The organism is Microcoleus sp. AT8-A3, assembly GCF_036705675.1.
GTDB lineage: Bacteria > Cyanobacteriota > Cyanobacteriia > Cyanobacteriales > Microcoleaceae > Microcoleus.
This window is the reverse complement of record NZ_JAUBVD010000043.1, coordinates 18,088-35,913: the sequence shown is the minus strand read 5'-3', so window position 1 is coordinate 35,913 and position 17,826 is coordinate 18,088. Positions and strand designations below refer to the sequence as shown.

The following is a 17,826-nucleotide window of genomic DNA, read 5'->3' as shown; positions in this document are numbered from 1 at the left end:
TGACAACTGACAAAACCTTAGTCTAATTCATTTTCAAGAATAGTGGCGATCGCACTTTTAGCATTATCCTGAAACTCCCGAACATCCACCCTACCCAACAGCCAAACAGCCAGAATCATACCCACCGCCGGCACAGCAAAAACCAACCCGTAAGCCAACATCGGCACCCCAAACAAACTTCTGCCCAAATCCAAAATAGCACCGCCAGTAATCGTCGCCACACCCCGCGCCATCGCCTGCGACAAACCCCAAGCACCAATAAAAGTCCCAGCAGTTTCTGCAGCCGTCAAATCCAACATCAAACTCAGCGCACCCGTCGTAGTAATACCCGAAGCAAAACCAAAAAACATTAAAGCCGACTTAAACACAATTGGATTACCTGTGAATCCCGATAAAATAATTAAAACAAAACAAGCCGCCACCGACAAACAGCCCAACCTAATCGTATTTTCCTTGCCAATGCGCGGCACAATTAAAAAACCAGTTGCACTCAAACCGATCAGAGTACCAGTACCATAAATAGCATTCAACTGCGTAGTTTCCGAAATCGACATCTTAAAAATTTCCCCGCCGTAAGGTTCCAAAACCGCATCCTGCATAAACAAGCAAATTGTCATAATCAGCAGGAAAGTAAAAAACAAACCGGTTTGGCGGCTAGCAGTCAAAATCCGCAGCGCACTTCCCAGAGTAATTTTATCTTCTCGATTCACTGCGGACGATCGCATCTTGTACCGCGAATACTTTTTCTCAACGCCAAAAGTTGCAATCCCCACCAACAGCAAAACCAGCGCCGGCACCTTCACAAACAAACCATTAATCGAAGCCTGCAACACTTCCCGCGGCACATCCCCATCAATTTGCTTCAGCAAACCGCTGCTAACAATCGCCCCGATAATAATACCAACCATCAGCATCGACCACACCACACCCACTAACTTCGATCGATCCTCCTCATCCGAAACATCCACCAACAAAGCAGCAAAAGGAGTCGAACTCGAACAAATAGCAATACCATAAAGCGCAAAAATCAAACCCAACAAACCCACCCAACCGTAAGTAGGAGTAGTCCACCCCACAGCCTCCAAACTGCTGCCCAAGCGCCACATCACCTGCACCGCCAAAAAAGCAGAAATCACAAACAAAACCCCGCCCATCCACACATAACCCGTGCGGTGATGGCCAAACAAAGGCTTAGCATCAGACATTTGCCCGAACCACACCCTAGCCGGGGCGACAAACTGGTGCATAGCCAGCGTACCCGCCACCACAGTAGCCGGAATCGCCAACTCCTTAATCATGACGCGATTGAGTACCCCCAGGGTCAAAATCGACATCATGCCCAATCCCATCTGAAACAAACCCAACCGGAACATAGTCAGCAGGGTAACTCTCTTTTGGGCAGGAGTCGCGGAATCTGTTAATCTTGAATCTGGTAAACGGTCGATCGACATAACTACTCAAATAAACACATCATTTGCACTTATAGTAACTGAGATATCGCCACCAGCCGCCATTCCTCCCCCGGCTAGAAGCTCGATCGGGATTATTCGTATAAATTCATATAAAAATAAAGAGAATCAATAACTGTGGATTTACCAACCGTGACAACCATTACCCTAGGACAAAACGGCCCCGCCGTCATTCCCCTGTGCGTCGGAACTTGGGCTTGGGGCGACAAACTATTTTGGAACTACGGCAGCAACTACGGCGCCGCCGAAGTCGAAGCAGCATTCAAAACATCCCTTGACAACGGAGTCAACTTTTTTGACACAGCCGAAGTCTACGGTAACGGCTTGTCAGAAGAATTACTGGGGCAGTTTCTCAAAAAAACCAGCCAACCCGTGCAAATAGCCACCAAATTCGGCCCCGTACCTTGGCGGATTACAGGAAAATCAGTTTCCGACGCTTTGAGTGCCAGCTTAAAACGCTTGCAAGTAGAACAAATAGCCCTCTACCAAGTGCACTGGCCATTCACTTTTTTACTCAGTCAAGAAACCCTGATGAACGCCTTAGCCGATGAAGTAAAACAAGGCAGAATTCAAGCAGTAGGAGTCAGCAACTATTCAGTAGAACAGATGCGCCAAGCCCATAAAATCCTAGCAGCCAGAGGCGTTCCCCTAGCAACAAATCAAGTCCGTTACTCCTTGCTGTCGCGGCAAGTAGAAAAACAAGGAATTGTGGGTGCAGCCCGCGAATTGGGAGTCACAATTTTAGCATACAGCCCCTTAGCCCAAGGATTGCTCACCGGCAAATACACAGCCCAAGAACCACCTACAGGAGCCCGCAAAATGGACTCCCGCTTCAGCAAAAGCGGCATCGAAAAAATTGAATTAGTCATGTCTACCCTGCGGAAAATGGGCCGAAAGCGCGATCGAACTCCCGCCCAAGTTGCCCTAAACTGGTTGATATGCCAAAACGGAGTCATCCCCATTCCCGGCGCCAAGACTGCCAAACAAGCCCAAGAAAATGCAGGCGCATTAGGCTGGAATTTGAGCCAAGATGAAGTCAATCAATTAGAATTAATGACTCGTCCTTGGCGAGAATAAATTTGTTAATTGTTGACTGTTGACTGTTGACTGTAGGTTGTTTTTACTTCGGTCTACCCAACCTACAGTTCACTTCCTTCTTCCGATTCTTCACCTTCGATAATTAATCCGTGTATCCGTGTCAAAATCAGTGTCGTGCCTTCCCTCTTCCTTCCTCTTACTATGAAAATCTTAACTGACTGGGGCTTCACGCGCGAAGGCTGGCGCAATAACAGCCGCGGCGAATATTTAGTTTTGCTTCAAGGAGGATTGCTCACAGCATTTACAATCTTGCCAGTTTATCAACCGCCGGGATTCAAAATTCAATCAACCCACTTACTTTATATTATCTGGTTTATGGCCAGTATTCTCGGCTTAACCGGATTAATTTTCATCATCAAAGGATTGATAGACTTAGGAAAAAACCTCACACCTTTACCATATCCCAGAGAAGACGGAGAATTAGTCCAAACAGGCATTTACGGAATAGTGCGGCATCCATTATACAGCGGCTTAATTTTAGCAGCCCTCGGCTGGACACTTTTTCAACTTAGCTTGTCTCACTTAGCAGCCACGGTAATTTTACTCATATTTTTCGAGATCAAATCCAGCCGCGAAGAAACTTGGCTGCTACAGAAATATCCCGACTATTCAGAATACCGCCAGCGAGTAAAAAAACTAATTCCCGGAATTTATTAAAAGTTCGATCGCCCTCAGATGTTGCACCATTGTCAAGAACGGGCAAGAGGCCCGTTCCACAAAGAGTAAGTTTTCTTGTGGAACAGGCATCTTGCCTGTTCCTAAACAAGTATTGAGAATGGTGCAAGATGTGAGAGCCCCCGTAGTTGGCGATCGCCAATGAATCAGTTGAGATTTCGGTATTGTTTTTACCTCAGTCTAGAACCCCCTAAATTTCCCTTAAAAAGACCCACTTAGAGCTACTTTTCGAGCCATCGTTCTCTAACATACTCGGCGATCGCAGGTTGTAGCATTAAACTGGTTGATGCGGTATAATTGATAGATCGCTCATCGAAAATGAGCGATCGCTCCGCTAGGGATTCCAATGCTTCCATCAGTCGTCGGCCCGAAACTTTGGGTAAAATTTCTGCTTTTAAATTCGCAGGAGTCGCTCTTTCTTGATTAATTGCAATCCCATACATAATTTGTTGCTGCACAGGAGACAAGCGATCGAACTGGCGATCGAGCAAATCCCACAAATCGCTAAAAACAGTATTTCCTTGCGCTAAAAATGCGTCAATGTCACCGCTAAAAATATTTTTAATCGTAGTTGCAGCAAGTTTGATCGCGAGGGGATTACCGCCAAAGTAGTTGACAATATTTTGACACTGCAATAGCGTTGCCTTTAATCCTTTATCGGCGAGTATTTTCTGGCATACGGGCGGTGAAACTCCGAAGAGTTGGAGCGATCGCACGGGTGAATTTTCGCCCGATCGCACAGCCAACCCGCCCGGTTGTTCTCGGCCGGTTAAAATCAGACAACTTCGGTGGGGTTCGTCAGCTATGCGGGCAAATAACTGTCGGTAATCTTCATATCCTTGTTGGTATTGTCCGCTGCGATTTCCCCCTTGTAAAATCGACTCCAGATTGTCGAAAATTAACAAACAGCGTTTTTGTCGCAACTGTTCCATGAGAGCAGAAATAGAGTTATTTGTTGTCGCTTCTGAACCAGTTAAAATCGGTAAAATATTGCTGAGGATAGCATCTAAGGTTGGTGCTTGCTGCAAACTCCGCCAAATCACGAATTCAAATTGAGATTGAAGTTGTTGGGCGATTTTGATAGACAGAGAAGTTTTGCCGATCCCACCAAGTCCAAAAATACCGAGCGCACGGGTAGTATTGCTACTAATCCAAGTTTCTAATGTTTCTAATTCTTGCAGGCGGTTGTAAAAATAGGAAACATCGATCGCTTCTCCCCAATCTTGGATGCAGTTATCTCCTTCGCTAGCGGGCTGGATGGGGGAATTGCTGCGGTGGTAGCGCCGTAAGACTGCTTGAAGATTTTGTTTTGAAACTTTTTCGCCGGTGATTTGAGATAGATTTCGCCACAAAAGCGAACCGACTTTTTTAGTATAATCGTGTTCGTATTGGTGGCGATCGGCTATTTCTTGATAAGAATGTCCTTCCCAAGTTTCTAGAAAGACGAGGGATTGAATGTCATTGAGTTTGTGCTTTTTGTTAGCGGATTGTAACAGATTATCGATGAGGGCGATCGCCTCTTGTCCCGTCATAGCCATTTTGACCTATTAAGTAAATTTACTTATGTTTCATGACGGCGACTTCCTTTTCAGGAAAGAAAACAAATTGACTGAATTAACCCGAAGGTAATCCCTTTTATCCTTGTCGGTTGAAACCGATACTACACAAGCTTTTGTTCCCCCTTCCGAGACTGAGCAATAAGGGGGATATTTAACCCGGATTGGGGATGAGGTTAATTGCACAATCTCAAATCTCAAATCGATTGAGGATTTACGCAAGTTTACAAAAGATGGTCACTTTTTCTCACCGGCAGGGCGATCGGAGTTGGTTATTCTTTGAGTTAAGGCAGAGCACAAGCTGTTCAGACTGTTCAGAGTTAAACCGCAGATGTGCGAGATAAGCCGATCGGAAAGAGTCTTGTACTACAACTACGGGACAATTAATAGTTCGACTGCTTATTTATTCAAGGTAGGAGTGAAAATCTATGCCATCACTTTCAGTAAGTTTGAATCTCAATGGTAGTGTAGGAAAAGATGGAAAAAATCAAGCTCAAGATGTTCTTGCTGTCAAAAATCGATTAGCCGATTTAGGTTATCCAGTAACGCGAGACTCGATAGTATACCCTGAAACAATTGCCATCATTAAACTTTTTCAATCAATTATCAAAGGAGAGACCGTTATTGTTGGAGACGGTCGGATTGACTTAAATGGTCCCACTCTTAAATTCCTAGAAGCAGCAAATGCACCTCAATGGTTAGAAATGCCAAAAGGTTCTGCTGCTGAAGGCTTTATCAATCATGACCAGCGGCAACCCGATAATCATGATTTTGGCACAAGCTGGATGATTGAAACGATTCAAACCGCTGCCCAACTTTACCTAAATACTCATCTTTCTAGCCATCCAAACGCTGCATTGATTGAAACGAATGACCTGAGTAAGCCCAGAGGAGGTATTACACCTGTTCACGCAACCCATCAAACTGGACTATCTTGCGATATCCGCTTACCCCGTAAAGACGGTGAGTCAGGAAGGATTGTATCTACAGATTCTCAATTCGATCGAGACGCAATGCGCGCAATGCTCAAAGCAATCCGAAATCAGAGCAAGTATGCAATAAAGCGCATTTTTTTCAATGACTTGACCCTGATTACAGAAGGTCTTTGCGTCCCTGCACCAGGGCATGATAATCATGCACACATTGATATTATTCCACCTCCACCGCAATAGAAATTCGCAAGCTCCAGCTTGAATGAATGTTACTAATCTTACTGCGTTTGTCCAATTCATCGATCGACACGAGCCATCTAGCGATCCAAAACTCAGGTCTTTTGCTTTAACATTGCGTGCTGCTAAGAGATCGAGTACCAATGCCGAAGCAATTCGAGTAGACTCTAGTATTGCCCTAGCTGTGACAGAAATTATTCGTCAAATTGTAACAGAAGCGTTTTGACCATTGTTGCGAGAGTCTAGTTTAGAAGAGCCTCAACTTTATTGCAATCAAAATCAGACTTAGGAGGAAATAGCATGGTAGTCATGAAAGTTAAACCGGATAGCCTAAACTTACGTCGCTCTCCAGAGATTAAAGATGGAAACATTATCACCACTTTAGTGTTAGCTCAAGAGGTTGAAGTTATCAAAGGAAACCCTACAGATCGGTTTTGGGAAGTTAAAACTGTTGTCAATGGTTCGACACTTCAAGGTTTCGCGAGTGCTGCTTTCTTACGGCAACCTGTCAGTGCAGCTAAAGAAGCATTAATCAGTGCGGCTGTTAAGGAATGGCTTCGATTTGACCGAGGAAATAAATTAGAGTATGAAGATCCTCACTATAAATATGTTGGGGAATATTGGTCAAAAATTGACTTAAATCTCGACGGTCGAGACCGAGATCAACCTTGGTCAGCAGCATTTATTTCCTTTGTCACTCGTGCTGCTGGTTATCGTGATTTTAAATTTGCATCTGCTCACTCAACCTATGTTTATGATGCGGTAGATAAACGTAAGGCAAATGTTACTACAGCACCTTTTTGGGGATTTGAAGTTAATGAACATAAGCCTCAACTTGGTGATTTAGTTTGCCGTACACGAGATGGGGTTCATATCACTTCAATGGCTTCTTTGCCAAGGGGAGGCTTTAAGAGTCACTGCGATATTGTTGTCGAAGTTAAGGATTCTGAAGTGCGAACTCTTGGCGGGAATGTGAATCAATCCGTATCAATTACTTCCTACCCATTGGATAATGATGGCTTTTTGAGAAAAGTCAATAGTGTCTACGGTGTTCTAAAAAACAATCTCTAAACAATATTTTGGGAGTTTAAAATGGCAGACCTCTACATTGTCAACGCAACCAGTCTAAATATTCGTTCATCAGCTCAGGTTGAGGAAAATAATCAAATTACATCAATACCTAAAGGTCATGTGATTTCCAAGATAGGTGTAGCCGCAGATGAATCATGGTGGAAAGTTTTAACTATTAAAGATGGACAGCGTTTAGAAGGATTTGTGGCGAGTCGATTTTTAGAGGTTGCCCCTAAGAGGATTCAAGGGATCGGCTGGTTTAAAGAGCAGTTTAAAAGTAAGATTGAAGCTGCGATTGTGGGAACTCCCTTTAGTTTGGATATGCTAACTGCGATCGCTTTGCAAGAAACTTACTATATTTGGGGAAACCTTTATAAGAAATTACCTGTCGATGAGGTTTTGAAACTTTGCGTTGGTGATACTCTGGATACCCCTAACCGCTCTGCATTTCCAAAGAACAAAGCTGCTTTGTTGAGTGTAACTAAGGGGGATGAAATGTTTAAGATTGCCCGCAAAGCTTTAGTCGATTTGGGTGTTCATGTCGAAGATTATAAAAAAGTAGCAGATTCTTATCCTAATAAGTTTTGTCATGGCTTTGGTATCTTTCAGCTTGACTTACAGTTTTTCAAGAAAGACCCTGACTATTTTCTGCAAAAGCGTTGGTATAGCTTCGATAATTGTTTAAGCAAGTGTACTAAAGAACTCAATGAGGCCCTTAAACGTGCCTATAGTTCGGGAAAAACTGCTTTAACAGATACTGAAAAAGTATATGTTGCTATTGCTTATAATCGTGGAAGTGTGGATTTTCCAAGGGGTTTCAAACAGGGATTTCGAGATGGTACTGGGAAATACTACGGTGAATATATTTGGGAATACTTGCAGCTTGCTAAATCAGTTCCTTGATCGCCATTATTTGCTCCATCAGTTCGATCGCTAGCGGTACGCCAAGCTGCTGGCTATTAGGATGACGATCGCACCTCGTCACTTCTTCATCTCCTCATCAAATAACAAGAAATGAAGGTTGCAAGTGCGATCGCTCTTTGCTCTCGATCGACAACAATTGAATTAATAGTTAAGTGTATGACACAAGAAATGCTTGAAAAAATGGAGACTCAAACCAATAGATGGCATCGATCGGCCGTAATATTGCACTCTATTTCTGTAATTTTAGGAGTAACTTCGGTACTCTCATCAATAATTGTTGCTACCTTTACCGACGAACTAGGAAGTTTCAGGACAAAAATTTTTGCTGGACTAAGCGCATCTTCGGTAGCTATCCTTGAGACGACAGGTGTTGGACGAAAAGGTAATGGATTCCGTCAAGCCCAAAGACACTTAAAAGCCGAAACAATTAGATTTCGTGAAGGTGAAAGTTCTGTTAAGGATTTAATTCAAGCTTTTACAGACGCCGAACTGATGATAGGAGATTTAGTAATTAAAATGCCATATACATCCGATGCAGAACCAAAATGACACTTACAAGTAAAACTCTAAATTTGAGCGATCGCAGCGGCTTTTCTCACCGGCAGGGCGATCGAGTTGGTTGATTCTTTGAATTAAGAAGGTTGCAAGTACGTGAAGCGAAGCTATCCTGAACGCGCGTGCCTTCGCTGAAGGGTAGGGAATCGCCCTTCTAATTCAAGCTGCTCTAATTGATCGTGCTGCTGAAATTGAATACCCGATCGCAGCCGTTATTGAGATGGCGATCGCTAGTTTTATCGACACAGAGGCATTAGGTTTCGTAGATTGCAAACCAGGACACGGGCAGTAAAATTGTAATATCTTTTAGGATGCCGATCGCACCTCTTCACTCCTTCATCTCCTCACCAAATAACAGGAAATGAAGGTTGCAGGTGCGATCGCCCTCTGCTCTGATTAATGACAACTGACAACTGACAACTGACAACTATCAACTGACAACTATCAACTGCCAACTGTCCACTGACTTTCATTCGTGCGGCGTACCATCAGGCATCACCGCACCCTTTAAATTCGCCCCTGCCAAATTAGTATCCAACAGCAAAGCATTTCTCAGATTAGCACCCTTCAAATTAGCACTTTCCAGATTAGCCATCCACAGATTAGCACCCTCCAAACTCGCCCCTTCCAAATCAGCGTTAACGAGAAAAATACCTTTCATAAAAGCACCTCTTAAGTTAGCATTTCTCAAATTACTCCCTCCCAAATAAGCATCCTCTAAAAACGCCTTTTCTAGATTGCTTCCCTCCAAATTTGCCCCAGCCAAATTGCTGCTTATCAGGTAAACCCCAGCCAAATTTGCCTGTTTCAAGTTAGCGTTTACCAAATGCGCGCTCCACAAATTGGCATCTTTCAGCTTGGCTTTTTCTAAATTGACCCCTTCCAGAAAAACTTCGCTCAAATTTGCCCCGGAAAGATTGCAACCTTTACATTCCCTCGCTGTCAGCAATTGCCGGACTTGATGCTTGACTGACGAACGGTTCGCTGCGAAAATTATTAAACCTGTAGTTGCTAAGGCAATAATACTAAAAGTTGCCAGCCCGATCGCACTTACAATCTTACTTTGCCCCGCGCCTCTAAACATCCGCTTGCAGCCCCTAAAAATATTTCGATAATTGTTCGTATTTATAACCTAGTTCCTTCCTTCCCGTGCCCCTATGAAAAAACAGTTAAAATTTAAATTACTCGCGATCGCCCTTATTGTAAGCTTAGCAACAATCGGTGTCGGATGCGATCGCCTTTTCAAAAAACCCTTTCAACTTCCCGCCTCAGCCAAACAAGAACCCTGGCCAATTCAAACAGGCCTCCGAACCGCCATCCTCCGATCAAACATACCAACAGTCAACCGCGTAGTTTTAGTACCCGACGAAGCCACATTTTTAGCAGCCATCCAAAAATGGAATCTCAAAGGAAACTGGCCGATTCTCATCGAAGATAAAAAATATGCGCCCATGTTTTTGCAGCGCTTTCAACCCGAAGAAATAGTCCGTTTGCCAAGCATCAAACAGCAATTGCCCACCAATCAAAAACTCCAGCAATTAATGCTGAACGCCACAGCAGCAGCCTGGAATGCCACGGATACTCAAACCTTAAAAGCAAAATGGACGCAACTCGGCTGGGAACCCCCAGGAGTAGTAATCACATCAGAAAACGACCCCGCACGCTCAGCAGCAGTTGCCTTAGCAGCCGCTCACGGCCAACCTTTAGTATTTCTAGAAGGCAACTTCGGAAAACCCAATGATACCCTCAATAACACACAGTGGAAAAATCTGCAACTAGCCGTTACAAAAGCTGTCGAATCAACCGGATTTTTTTATTCTCAACTCGCAGACCCGATCGACACAATAACCATTGTACGCCAACAAGCAGTCAAATATCAATCTCCTGAAAAACCAGACGAACAACTAGCCGTTACCGATGGTTTGGGAAGGCACCCCAACGACGAACGCTGGGCTGCTGTCGGCTGGATTTACGGTTCCGAGGTACGATCGATCTATCAAGCCATGTGTGCCATATTTCTAGACAGCCAAACAGCCATGCTTTATGACAGTTACCCCAAGGAAGGAAATTGGGCAAAATATGAAATGGAGGAAGCAGCTAGCGAACTAAAAACCATAGGTTTAAATGTCGAATTAGTGCAGAAACCCGAATCGAGCCTAGAAAAGTGGCGGAGTTTAGCCTCAAAACCGTGGACATTTGACTTAATATTAATTAATTCCAAAGGCTATCCAAAATCATTCCAAGTGGGCAACGGCGACGCTTTAGTTGAAGACATACCAAAACTACAATTTCCCGCAGCAATCCACATGATCCACAGTTGGTCAGCAGCAGCGCCAGATGACACAAACACCGTTGCCGGAAGGTGGCTAGAGAATGGTGCTTACGCATATATTGGCAGCGTCAACGAACCTTTTTTATCGGCATTTATTCCACCTAAAATAATCGTCGATCGCCTAAAGCGAGGAGCACCCTTTTTAATCGCAGCACGTCAGCTCGAATCCCCACCCTGGAAAGTCGCCACCATCGGCGATCCGCTAATGTCGATCGCCAAACCCAGACCAAGAATCCCGCCCAATCAACAACCGATATGATAGTATGCGCGAGCGAGGATTTTAAAATTAGAGATTTGAGATTTGTGGTTTGAGATTTGTGGTTATCAGGGAAAATCTCCCATCGACAATTCTTTAATTTGAAAGTTGTTTTTTACTGAGTTATATGATATTGCTAGTTCACTGATGCGATCGGCATAGCCACCCACAAGGTAAATATAGTTGATTACCATTATAGCCAGAGTATATCTAAGTTTGAATGTAACTGAGCATACAATCACGCCAAATCCGTCGCTCCTCATAATCAGTCATTCCACCTCAGCGGCTAGCCCCAAAAAATTACCCGAAAATACGCCTTAATTAAGTTGTCAATTCCCCTAAAATCACTCAAAATGAAAATAAGAAATAAATTGTAATAATTATATAACTTCTCACCGAAGAATTAACCGCTAAATGAGAGCCATCCCTCCTGTGGATCTGCCGCCACCCGGGCCAACCGCAGCAACTCCCCAAGCCTCCCGACTAAGCCCGCTATTCAACCGCCTGCACCCCAGCCCAGAAACCCTCCTGCTCATCCTCTCCCTAGTCATAGGGGGAGTTACGGGCGCAGGCGTCGTCACCTTTCACTACCTCATCCACTTCATCCACAGCCTGATGCTGGAAGACTTCATGGGGGCGATCGCCTCGAAAGGCTCTTGGACGCTAGCCTGCATTCCCACCATCGGCGGAGTCATCATCGGGCTGATGCGGTGGCGGTTTCGGGACTTTGGCCCGAATATGTCTTCCTTAATTGCAGCCACCCGTGGCCTGCAAGAACTCTCCCCCCTCAAACCCATCACCAAAATGGTGGCAGCCTCAGTTTCCCTCGGCACCGGCGCCTCCCTCGGCCCGGAAGCCCCCAGCGTCGAAATCGGCGCCAACTTCGGAATGCTGCTGGCTCAAATTTTACAGCTCTCCCCAGAACGGCAGCGCTTGCTCCTGGGCGCGGGAGCTGCTGCAGGTTTATCCGCCGGGTTTAACTCTCCCATCGCCGGAGTCTTCTTTGCCTTAGAAGTCGTGCTCGGCAGCACCTTCGCCACTTCGTCAGTCAGCGTTGTCTTGCTCTCCGCCGTAGTTTCGGCGCTCATCGCTCAAATCTGCTTGGGAGCTCAGCCGGCCTTTTCTTTGCCGATATACGATGTCCGCAGCCCCCTAGAACTGCCTCTGTACATGGGATTGGGACTTTTAGCGAGCGGAGTGTCTCTAGCCTACACAGAAGCAATTCAATTAGCCGAGGGCTGTTTTCAAGGAAAAGTCCGAGGATTTGCTTGGCTCGGACGACTGCCCCGGCCGCTTCACCCGATCGTCGGCGGGGCCGCAGTCGGCTTAGTCGCCCTGCAATTGCCTCAAATTTTGGGTGTTGGCTACGAAACAGTCCAAGCCATGCTCCAAGATGTTAAATTTTCCTTGCCTTTGCTGTTGCTGCTGCTGTTTGTCAAACTGGCGATGACCGCAATCAGCCTCGGCAGTGGTTTAGTGGGCGGTATATTCGCTCCGGCGATGTTTTTGGGAGCTTCCCTGGGTTCGGCTTACGGCCTCTTTTTGGAAATGCTGCCGGCAATGAGCGATCGAGTCGCTGGCCCTGCCGCCTACGCAATGGTGGGAATGGCCGCCGTCCTCGCCGGCAGCGCCAGAGCACCGCTGACAGCCATCCTATTGATGTTTGAATTAACCCGCGATTACCGGATTGTCTTGCCTTTGATGGCAGCAGTCGGATTGAGCGTTTGGCTGGTGGAGTGTGTCAACCGCCGATCGACAGCCCACAGCCTCAACCTTCAGCAAATGGGCGTAGACGTGGCTGTCAATACACCGATCAAAGCCAGAGAACAGTTGCAGGATTGGGAAGATGTTCTGGGCGATCGCATCGTCACAGAACTGATTTCTTGCCAACTCCCCACCGACGGCGAACACAGTATCGAGGAGCCAGTGCTGGCGATCGCCAATGCACATTTGCCGGAAAATGTCAAACCATTACCTGAAACAAAATCAGCAGTTTGACGGATCTCAAATCCGGTTATTTCGTCACCAAACCGATCGCCTTAAAGCTAAATCTGACAACCATGATATTTATCAACCCGAAAACCGATTACGCCTTCAAAAAAATCTTCGGTTCCTCAGAAAGCAAAGAGATTCTAATTAGCTTTCTCAACGCCTTAATTTATGAAGGAAATCCCACCATCCAAGACTTAGAAATTATCAACCAGAATCTGCCGATCCAAGTAGAAAATTTAAAAGATACTTACCTTGATGTCACAGCCAAACTAGACGATGGCACCTTAGTCATTATTAAAAATCTAGTTCTCAACGTTCAATATTCTGGCAATCGGGTGTTGTACAATGCAGCCACAACCTACGCATTTCAATTGCAAAGAGGAGAAGGCTATCGAATGCTCAAGCCATTAATAGCTTTAACCATTACAGATTTTGAAATGTTTCGCAACAGCCCTAACTTAATTTCGAGATTTGTGTATAAAGAAGTTAAAAGCAATTTAAACTATCCCGAAGATGCCATGAATTTAGTGTTTATAGAATTACCTAAATCCCATAAAGAAGCAAGTCAACTAGAAACTTTGACAGATAAATGGATATATTTCATGAAATATGCCAGAATTCTCTCAGAAGTTCCCGAAACAATCGATAGCGTACCGGAAATCCACAAAGCATTCGATCTTGCCAATCAAGCCCGGTTAAGTCGGGAAGAAGTAGAAGTTTTGGAACGCAGGGAACAGTTTATTCACGATCAACAGGGGGTAATTATTAAAGCTGTTGAAGAAGCAAGACAGGCAGCAAGACAGGAAAGAATACGAAAAGAAACGCTAGCGATCGCCCGACAATTACTTTCACAGCTAGATAATGCCACGATCGCCCAAGATACGGGGCTTAGCGTTGAGGATGTGCAGAATTTGCGACCGGGCGATTCATAGTTTAAAGTAATTGGGTACAGGAGTGGAGCTATACATAGTGATCAACGATTTTTGATTATGGATTATAGAAAAAAACTATTGATCCTCGATCTTGATGAAACTTTAATTTATGCTGCCGAAGCATCTCTCCCTCGGCAAGCTGATTTTTTAGTGGAGCCATATCACATTTACAAACGACCGTTTCTAGATGTCTTTTTGAAAAATTGCCTGGACTGGTTTGATGTGGCAGTTTGGACATCTTCTTCGCCGTCTTATGCGAGCGCAATTGTCTCAGCCCTCTTTGAAAATCCTAAAACTTTATCGTTTGTGTGGGCAAGCGATCGCTGCACAGTTGCTTACGATATGGAATGGTTGGAATATTACAATCGCAAAAATCTCAAAAAGGTCAAGCGCAAAGGGTATCGTCTAGAGTCAATCATTGCAGTGGATGATACACCTCAAAAGTGGGAGCGCAGCTATGGCAATCTGGTGCGAGTAAACCCCTTTGAGGGGGAGGAGACGGATGATGAATTGAAGTATTTGCTGCTTTACTTGGATCAACTCAGATATGAAGAAAATATCCGCAGTGTCGAGAAAAGGTTCTGGCGAAATCGGCTTATCCGATCCATCGGTGAGTCATATCAAATCCGTTGACATCGGAATTATTATCTCTCTCTTCTCTTTCTCTGTGTCCTCTGTGCCCTCTGTGGTTTAATCATTCCGATATAATCGGAATTGATATCAGATATCTCAAACACTTCGTCAAGTCGCATAACAAATCGATGAAGCCGAAGGCATGAATATCTTGGTGCTGAGTTTGATGTTACTTGCCGTCGCCTTACGCCCACCCTCAACCCCTCGACATCGCAGACAGTGGCGCTACCCTCAAATCTGCTCTAAAATAATCAAAAATTATAAACAAGCCCAGAGGCGCTGAGGTGACTCCTAACGAGGGAACGGCAAACAGCAAAAGTCAGAAAATACCCGGCAAAACCCCCTTGGGTTCTAGTTACTACGGCTTGTTAGGGCTGCATCCTTCCGCATCGCCGATCGAAATTCGGCGATCGTACCGGGAACTGAGCAAACTCTACCATCCCGATACCACCGAGCTGCCACCCGCAGTCGCCACCGCCAAATTTCAGCAGCTAAACAACGCCTACGCCACCCTCAGCAACCCAGAACGTCGCCTCGCCTACGACCTCAAAATAGGCTATTCTCGCCAGAACGTGATTGGGCCACCCCCAGGCTTCAATACTCCGGTTTCGGCATCGGGCAAAAAAACTTCCAACTCCGCTTACCTAGATCCCACGGATCGACCTCTTTCCCCCGGAGAAATGTTCGCCCTGTTTATCATGGGAGCTAGCTTAATCGGATGTTTGGTACTGGCGATCGCGATCGGCTTAATTCGCGGCAATTAAACCCTCAAATCCCAAATCTCCAATCTAAAATCGGCAATCCTCAATCCTCAATCCCAAATCTAAAATCTAAAATCTAAAATCTAAAATCCCATGACTCTTCCTTCCGCCGACACTCCTTTGTACAACCATCCACTCCCAGAAATCGAGCAGTGGCTAAAAAGCCGCGGCTGCCAGCAAGATCGGCGAGAACTCCACTGCTGGCAGATCGAGCAACTTACATGGAAAGCAGAACTTTCCCTCGATATTGACCAACTTACCGTCCGCTACATCGATGCTGGAGCCGACGGCCAAGACATTCAGCGAGCATTCAAATACTCCCTCTCACGTCAGGACATTGAAGCGGCCGTTTTCTCCGGCCCCTAATTTGATTTTAGATTTTAGATTTTAGATTTTAGATTTGTCCTCCAATCTCACATCTAAAATCGTTATGTTGAGCAGGAACTGAGTGAAATTGGTATGAGATTTTAGATGGGGAATCCAGGTAAAAAGCCTCAACCCTGCAAGCATTTACATGGGATTGCGATCGTCCCGGTCGCTCTATTTTGCTGTGCAGGACGCTCGCAGGTGGCGTAAAAACGTTTTTTACTTTTATGGAGATGCTCCCTCAGAATCCACACCTACTTGGAAACTGAAAAATCAACCAAAAAATCTAAAATCTAAAATCCAAAATCCAAAATCCAAAATCGTTAGACTTTGCCAAATCGGCGGCTGCGCTTCTGATAATCAGACAAAGCGCGGTGAAACTCCGATCGATCAAAATCCGGCCACAGCGTCTCAGTAATGTAAATTTCCGAATAAGCCATTTGCCATAGTAGAAAATTGCTCAACCGCATTTCCCCGCTCGTCCGGATCAGCAAATCCGGGTCACAAATATCAGCAGTATACAAATAGCGTTTAAATAAAACCTCATCAATCTCCTCCGGCTGCAACTTGCCCTCTTTCACCTGAGTGGCGATCGCCCGACAAGCTTGTACAATCTCCTGACGCCCCCCGTAATTCGTCGCCACCGTAAACAAAATCCCCTGATTATGCTGAGTGGCCGTCACAGAACGCTCGATTTGGGCCTGCAAAGACTTCGGCAAAGCCTGCAAATTCCCCATAAATTGAATTTGCACGTCCTCGTCCACCATCTCCCGCAATTCTTGTCGCAACTTTCCCTCAAATAAACTCATTAAAAAATCCACTTCCCCGGCAGGCCGCCCCCAATTCTCCGTCGAAAAAGCATAGGCCGTTAAAGCTGGAATCCCCCAATCTTTGCAGCAGCGCAGCAGTTCCTTCAGAGTGCTAGCTCCTCGGCGGTGCCCCGCAATCCGCGGCAAGCCCTTCTTCTTAGCCCAGCGCCCGTTCCCGTCCATAATCACTGCTATGTGCTTAGGCAGTAGTTCCTGTTGCAGATCCTCCGGCAACTTTTCCAAGCAAATTCCTTGACTCATGGTTTCTCCCGATTACCCGACTAACGGCGCAGTATCCGTTTTAATAGCGTCACTCCCTTCAATCCTATCTGGCGTCCGAGATTGCCGATCGGAATTGGAGCCACAACTCTTTCTCCCTCGGACGGAAACAGCTTTGCTTCCAGCAATTCCTTAAGTTTGTTGCTAGTCAAAGGTCGATTTAAAAGTCCCATCTGGGCTAAAGAAATAGAACCCGTTTCCTCGGACACCACCACGCACACGCAAGCTTGCACCCGTTCCGTAATCCCCATCGCCGCCCGGTGGCGCGTTCCCAACTGCCGCGACGCAGTGCGATCAGACAAAGGCAAAATTACCCCCGCCGACACGATCCGCGAACCTCGAATCAAAACAGCTCCGTCGTGCAGCAAAGTTTGCGGCTGAAAGATAGTCTGCAACAATTCTTTAGAAACTTCAGCATTTAGCTTTAATCCCGGCACAGAAAAATCTCGATCGTCGATCGGAGAATCTGTTTCTATAATTAGTAAAGCGCCCGTGCGGTTTTGCGAAAGTTCTTTTACTGCGTCCACAATTTCATCTATTACGCTGTCCGGTTCGGGAGTTGGCCGGCGATCGCGTCCAAACAATTGCCGAAATTCCCCCCGACCCAATTGTTCCAGAAATCGGCGAAACTCCGACTGCAATATTACCGCCATTGCCACAGCCGAACCAGTCACCAAGCTATTTAGCGCAACGTGCAACAGCCTCAATCCAGCCCAGTTGCTCACCGCCGCCGCCAGCATCAAAATGATAAATCCCCGTACCATCCACAGCGTTCTGCGCTCGCCAACAATGACGAGCACCAAATACGCAAGGGCAAAAACCAGTCCAATATCGATCCCTTGAATCAATAAGGACTGAACCAGGGCCAAGTCAAAGCCAGATTGTTGATTGTTCATGGTTCATCGAACGCTACCGCCTGTGAACCGCGAACCGTGATGCACTCGAACCC

18 protein-coding genes are annotated in these 17,826 nt (G+C 45.7%); 13 read left to right on the top strand and 5 right to left on the bottom strand.

Annotation, left to right across the window (positions count from 1 at the left end):
• Positions 1-17 precede the first annotated feature (17 nt).
• Positions 18-1,451 (bottom strand): BCD family MFS transporter, encoded by a 1,434-nt coding sequence (locus QUB51_RS21905; RefSeq protein WP_333208078.1) that lies wholly within the window; start codon positions 1,449-1,451, stop codon positions 18-20.
• A 150-nt stretch (positions 1,452-1,601) separates the two neighbouring features.
• Here QUB51_RS21905 and QUB51_RS21900 point away from each other — a divergent pair, with 150 nt between their 5' ends.
• Together QUB51_RS21900 and QUB51_RS21895 are read left to right on the top strand one after the other, a co-directional pair.
• A complete protein-coding gene (locus QUB51_RS21900) occupies positions 1,602-2,546 on the top strand; it encodes an aldo/keto reductase (RefSeq protein ID WP_333208184.1) in 945 nt (314 codons plus the stop codon).
• Between the two features lie 162 nt (positions 2,547-2,708).
• On the top strand, positions 2,709-3,224 hold the full coding sequence (locus QUB51_RS21895) for an isoprenylcysteine carboxylmethyltransferase family protein (RefSeq protein ID WP_333208080.1): 516 nt from the start codon (positions 2,709-2,711) through the stop codon (positions 3,222-3,224).
• 239 nt (positions 3,225-3,463) lie between these two features.
• On the opposite strand, the gene QUB51_RS21890 is transcribed toward QUB51_RS21895, so the two are convergent.
• On the bottom strand, positions 3,464-4,774 hold the full coding sequence (locus QUB51_RS21890) for an NB-ARC domain-containing protein (RefSeq protein WP_333208082.1): 1,311 nt from the start codon (positions 4,772-4,774) through the stop codon (positions 3,464-3,466).
• A 452-nt stretch (positions 4,775-5,226) separates the two neighbouring features.
• Here QUB51_RS21890 and QUB51_RS21885 point away from each other — a divergent pair, with 452 nt between their 5' ends.
• The 5 genes from QUB51_RS21885 to QUB51_RS21865 all read left to right on the top strand — a co-directional run bounded on the left by QUB51_RS21885 (position 5,227) and on the right by QUB51_RS21865 (position 8,511).
• Complete coding sequence (locus QUB51_RS21885) at positions 5,227-5,970, top strand: hypothetical protein (protein ID WP_333208083.1); 744 nt, start codon at positions 5,227-5,229, stop codon at positions 5,968-5,970.
• 22 nt (positions 5,971-5,992) lie between these two features.
• Positions 5,993-6,193 (top strand): hypothetical protein, encoded by a 201-nt coding sequence (locus QUB51_RS21880; protein ID WP_333208084.1) that lies wholly within the window; start codon positions 5,993-5,995, stop codon positions 6,191-6,193.
• 74 nt (positions 6,194-6,267) lie between these two features.
• Positions 6,268-7,038 (top strand): DUF2272 domain-containing protein, encoded by a 771-nt coding sequence (locus tag QUB51_RS21875; protein ID WP_333208085.1) that lies wholly within the window; start codon positions 6,268-6,270, stop codon positions 7,036-7,038.
• 21 nt (positions 7,039-7,059) lie between these two features.
• Positions 7,060-7,941, top strand: a complete 882-nt coding sequence (locus QUB51_RS21870; RefSeq protein ID WP_333208087.1) for an SH3 domain-containing protein — start codon at positions 7,060-7,062, stop codon at positions 7,939-7,941.
• A 111-nt stretch (positions 7,942-8,052) separates the two neighbouring features.
• Complete coding sequence (locus QUB51_RS21865; protein ID WP_333208088.1) at positions 8,053-8,511, top strand: hypothetical protein; 459 nt, start codon at positions 8,053-8,055, stop codon at positions 8,509-8,511.
• Between the two features lie 475 nt (positions 8,512-8,986).
• On the opposite strand, the gene QUB51_RS21860 is transcribed toward QUB51_RS21865, so the two are convergent.
• On the bottom strand, positions 8,987-9,601 hold the full coding sequence (locus tag QUB51_RS21860) for a pentapeptide repeat-containing protein (RefSeq protein WP_333208089.1): 615 nt from the start codon (positions 9,599-9,601) through the stop codon (positions 8,987-8,989).
• A 73-nt stretch (positions 9,602-9,674) separates the two neighbouring features.
• Between QUB51_RS21860 and QUB51_RS21855 the strand changes: the two genes are divergently transcribed.
• The 6 genes from QUB51_RS21855 to QUB51_RS21830 all read left to right on the top strand — a co-directional run bounded on the left by QUB51_RS21855 (position 9,675) and on the right by QUB51_RS21830 (position 15,789).
• Entirely contained in the window at positions 9,675-11,108 is a 1,434-nt protein-coding gene (locus QUB51_RS21855) for a hypothetical protein (RefSeq protein ID WP_333055501.1), read from the top strand.
• 411 nt (positions 11,109-11,519) lie between these two features.
• Positions 11,520-13,103, top strand: a complete 1,584-nt coding sequence (locus tag QUB51_RS21850; protein ID WP_333259323.1) for a chloride channel protein — start codon at positions 11,520-11,522, stop codon at positions 13,101-13,103.
• A 62-nt stretch (positions 13,104-13,165) separates the two neighbouring features.
• Positions 13,166-14,029 (top strand): Rpn family recombination-promoting nuclease/putative transposase, encoded by an 864-nt coding sequence (locus tag QUB51_RS21845; protein ID WP_333259471.1) that lies wholly within the window; start codon positions 13,166-13,168, stop codon positions 14,027-14,029.
• Between the two features lie 57 nt (positions 14,030-14,086).
• On the top strand, positions 14,087-14,662 hold the full coding sequence (locus QUB51_RS21840; protein WP_333055499.1) for an HAD family hydrolase: 576 nt from the start codon (positions 14,087-14,089) through the stop codon (positions 14,660-14,662).
• 284 nt (positions 14,663-14,946) lie between these two features.
• The gene (locus QUB51_RS21835) at positions 14,947-15,426 is read left to right on the top strand and encodes a J domain-containing protein (RefSeq protein WP_333055498.1); all 480 of its coding nucleotides are present in this window, start codon (positions 14,947-14,949) and stop codon (positions 15,424-15,426) included.
• A gap of 90 nt (positions 15,427-15,516) precedes the next feature.
• Positions 15,517-15,789: a DUF3143 domain-containing protein gene (locus QUB51_RS21830; RefSeq protein WP_333039717.1), complete on the top strand. Its 273-nt coding sequence runs from the start codon at positions 15,517-15,519 to the stop codon at positions 15,787-15,789.
• A 323-nt stretch (positions 15,790-16,112) separates the two neighbouring features.
• Here the strand turns inward: QUB51_RS21830 and QUB51_RS21825 are convergent, their stop codons facing one another.
• Positions 16,113-16,859, bottom strand: coding sequence for an isoprenyl transferase (locus QUB51_RS21825; protein ID WP_333055497.1), 747 nt, complete (start codon positions 16,857-16,859; stop codon positions 16,113-16,115).
• A gap of 20 nt (positions 16,860-16,879) precedes the next feature.
• Positions 16,880-17,773, bottom strand: coding sequence for a diadenylate cyclase CdaA (gene cdaA, locus QUB51_RS21820; RefSeq protein ID WP_333055496.1), 894 nt, complete (start codon positions 17,771-17,773; stop codon positions 16,880-16,882).
• Between the last annotated feature and the right edge of the window lie 53 nt (positions 17,774-17,826).